Here is a 3,604-nt window from a genome sequence, read left to right as displayed (position 1 = left end):
CGAGGCGATGCGCGACTGGGTCACCAACGTCCGCGACACCTTCTACATCCTCGGCTCAGCGCTCGGCTCGCATCCGTATCCGACCATGGTGCGCGACTTCCAGCGCGTCATCAGCAAGGAGATGCGCGCGCAGATCCTCGAACGCGAAGGCAAGCTGCCGCACACCATCATCGCCTGCGTCGGCGGCGGATCGAATGCCATCGGCGCGTTCTACGAATTCCTGCCCGATCCAAATGTCCGCCTCATCGGGGTGGAAGCAGGTGGGCGCGGCACGGGCCTTGGCGACCACGCGGCCCGCTTTCAGGGCGGCGTTCCGGGCGTACTGCAGGGCACCTATTCCTACGTACTGCAGGATGAAGACGGCCAGGTGCAGCTCACACACTCCGTCTCCGCCGGACTCGACTACGCTTCGGTCGGCCCCGAGCATGCCATGCTGCACGACTCGGGCCGCGCGACCTACACCGCAGCCACCGATCAGGAAGCTCTGGACGCGCTGGTCACCTTGGCGCGCACCGAGGGCATTCTGCCTGCGCTCGAGAGCGCGCATGCCGTAGCCGAATGCATCAAGGTTGCGCCGACGCTCTCGCGCCATGACATACTTGTAGTGAACCTTTCCGGCCGCGGCGACAAGGACATGGGTATTCTCGCCCGCGAGCTGAATCTTAAGGGAGCGTAAGCAAGTCCGATGGCCATCCGTTTTGCCGGCAAGCCGGGTCTGGTTGCGTATCTGACCGTCGGCGATCCCGATCTGAAGACCACGCGTGAGATTGCCCTGGCGGCAATTGACGCGGGTGCGGATGTGCTCGAGCTGGGCGTCCCGTTCAGCGATCCCCTGGCCGATGGCCCAGTGATTCAGCGTGCCGCCGAGCGCGCCCTCAGCACGGACAACGGCCGCAAGGCAACGAACCTTGGCGATGTGCTCGCACTGGCTGCGGACCTGCGCCGCGAGCGCCCCGAGGCCGGCCTCATCATCTTCTCGTACTACAACCCCATCGTCCGCTACGGCCTGGAGCGCTTCTGCGCCGCCGCTGAAGCCGCGGGCGTGGACGGCGTGCTGGTCACCGACATGATTGTCGAGGAAGCCGCCGAGTATCTCCCTGTTCTCGAGCGCCACAATCTGGCGCCGGTCTTCCTCGCAGCTCCCACCAGTCCGGATGAGCGCCTGAAGAAGATCGCTGAAGTCTCGAAAGGCTTCATCTACGCCATCTCGCGTGTGGGCATCACCGGCACGCAGACCACGATGACCAATGACGCCGCCGACTTGGTGACGCGTCTTCGTCGATGGAGCAAGCTGCCCGTTGCAGTGGGGTTCGGTGTCTCGAACGCAGAGCATTTTGCCGCTGTGGGAGAGTTTGCCGACGCCGCCGTGATCGGCAGCGCGATCGTCCAGATCATCGAAAACTCCGAGCCCGCCGAGGCTCCGAGCTCGATTGCCCGATTTATCAAGGGTCTGCGTACGGGTGCAAATACGCCCGTACTTCAGGCCCGTTAAATCCTCCCATCCATATAAGGCAACCGGGTTTTGGCAGAGGGCGCGCCGTCGTGCGCGCCGCAGAAGGAGAAGGCATGGATATCGAAGACTGGCGGAAGAAAATCGACGTGCTCGACCGGCAGATCGTGGAGCTTTTGAACGAGCGTGCCGCCGCCGCACAGGCGATCGGCAAACTCAAGCAATCCACCTCACTGCCGGTGTACGAGCCCAATCGGGAGCGCGCGGTCTTCGACAGTGTGCGGGCCGCGAATCAAGGCCCACTGCCGGACATCGAACTGGTGCACATCTACGAACGGATCATCGACGTGATGCGGGCGCTCCAGAAGAACGAACTTGCCTCCCAGGGCCAGAAGGCCTAGGCCACAGCAGGCCGACCCGGGAGAGCGTTCCGGAAGAGACGCGCAGAGAGCGTCCACCGGACGAACCGCGCGGCACCGCCGCGCAGGACAGGATAGAGAACCATGATCGTAGCTATGCAGCCCAACGCCACCGAAGAGCAGATCCAGGATGTGGTCGCACGCATGATAGAGATTGGCTTCAACGTACATAAGACCACCGGCACCGTGCAGACCATCCTCGCCGGCGTAGGCACACCGAGCCAGTTCGACGTGAAGGACTTCGATGAACTCGCCGGCGTCGCGGAAGCAGTACGCATCTCCTCGCCGTACAAACTCGCGGGCCGCGGCTTCCGCCCCGAGGGCACGGTGATCACCTTCCCCAACGGCGTGAAGGTCGGCGGCGAAGAGGTGGTCGCCATGGCCGGACCGTGCTCCGTCGAGAGCCGCGAGCAGATCTTCCTCGCAGCCGAGCAGGTAAAGGCTGCGGGCGCGAAGTTCTTGCGCGGCGGCGCATACAAGCCCCGCAGCTCGCCGTACAGCTTCCAGGGCATGGGTGTGGAAGGCCTGAAGCTGCTGCGCGAAGTGGGCGACAAGACCGGCCTGCTCATCATCACCGAGGTCATGGAGATCTCGCAGATCGAAGTCATGCTGCCCTACATCGACTGCTTCCAGGTAGGCGCGCGCAACATGCAGAACTTCAACCTGCTGCGTGAGCTGGGCAAGGTGCGCAAGCCCGTGCTGCTCAAGCGCGGCATCGCCGCTACCATCGAAGAGCTGCTGCTCTCGGCCGAGTACATCCTGGCTGGCGGCAACTATGACGTGATGCTCTGCGAGCGCGGCATCCGCACCTACGAGACCTACACCCGCAACACGATGGACATCTCGGCGATCCCGGTCATCCATCACCTCTCGCACCTGCCCATCATTGCCGACCCCTCGCACGGCACAGGCAAGCGCGCGATGGTGCCGGCGATGGCGCGGGCCTCGGTAGCCGCGGGCGCAGATGGCCTCATCATCGAGGTGCATCCGAACCCGGACAAGGCCGTCTCCGACGGCGCGCAGACGCTCTTCCCCGAGCAGTTCGAAAAGCTAATGAACGAGCTGCGCATCATCGCTCCTGCAGTGGGACGGACGATCGCTCCTGCGCCAGTGAACGCGCCGGAACCGGCAGTCGTCGCCTAGAGCGAACAGTACAGGGTGCCCCATGTCTCGATTCTGAGACATGGGTTCGCAGGACTCAGGATCGCGACCAAGGCGAGCGGAGGCCAAAGGCGAATCGCCCTGCGCGCAGCAGCAAATGCTTTAGGCTAGAGGCATGCCTATCGAGCGCATCGCTATCCTCGGAACCGGGCTCATTGGAGCCTCGGCGGGGCTGGCGTTGCGCTCGCATGGTTTTGCGGGTGTCCTCACCGGCTGGGACCCCAGCGAGTCCGAACTGCAGGCCGCGCTCGAGATCGGCGCGATCAACTGCGCGGCGGATACAACCATCGATGCCGCGATCGAAGCGGCGAAGGCGAGTGATGTGATCCTGCTGAGCGGCCCGGTCTTCACTATCCTCGAATGGCTCGACCGCCTCGCGCCCGCACTCACTCCCGCACAACTGGTCACCGATGTCGGCTCCGTGAAGGGCGCGATCTGCGCGCGCGCGGCGGGCAAGTACAACACGCCAGACACCGCGGGCTTCCTCCCCGGACACCCGATGGCCGGAAAGGAAGTTGGCGGCGCAGCGAATGCCGACGGCGCGCTCTTCCGAAATGCGGCCTGGCTTTTTACT

5 protein-coding genes are annotated in these 3,604 nt (G+C 64.2%); all 5 read left to right on the top strand.

Features of this window, described 5'->3' with window-relative positions:
• Nucleotides 1–676, top strand: a 676-nt coding sequence (locus tag QM649_RS20065) for a pyridoxal-phosphate dependent enzyme (RefSeq protein WP_415200855.1), incomplete at its 5' end; no start/stop codon positions are given.
• A gap of 9 nt (nt 677–685) precedes the next feature.
• On the top strand, nt 686–1,492 hold the full coding sequence (gene trpA / locus QM649_RS20060; RefSeq protein WP_415200854.1) for a tryptophan synthase subunit alpha: 807 nt from the start codon (nt 686–688) through the stop codon (nt 1,490–1,492).
• Nucleotides 1,493–1,566: 74 nt separating this feature from the next.
• The gene (locus tag QM649_RS20055) at nt 1,567–1,851 is read left to right on the top strand and encodes a chorismate mutase (protein WP_415200853.1); all 285 of its coding nucleotides are present in this window, start codon (nt 1,567–1,569) and stop codon (nt 1,849–1,851) included.
• A 102-nt stretch (nt 1,852–1,953) separates the two neighbouring features.
• Nucleotides 1,954–3,012, top strand: a complete 1,059-nt coding sequence (gene aroF / locus QM649_RS20050; RefSeq protein ID WP_415200852.1) for a 3-deoxy-7-phosphoheptulonate synthase — start codon at nt 1,954–1,956, stop codon at nt 3,010–3,012.
• Between the two features lie 133 nt (nt 3,013–3,145).
• The coding region (locus tag QM649_RS20045) for a prephenate dehydrogenase (RefSeq protein WP_415200851.1) at nt 3,146–3,604 on the top strand (459 nt) is incomplete at its 3' end.

The sequence above is a fragment of the Silvibacterium sp. genome, from assembly GCF_047605705.1.
Lineage (GTDB): Bacteria > Acidobacteriota > Terriglobia > Terriglobales > Acidobacteriaceae > Silvibacterium.
The sequence above is the reverse complement of the archived record's forward strand: the minus strand, read 5'-3'. Positions and strand labels throughout refer to the sequence as shown.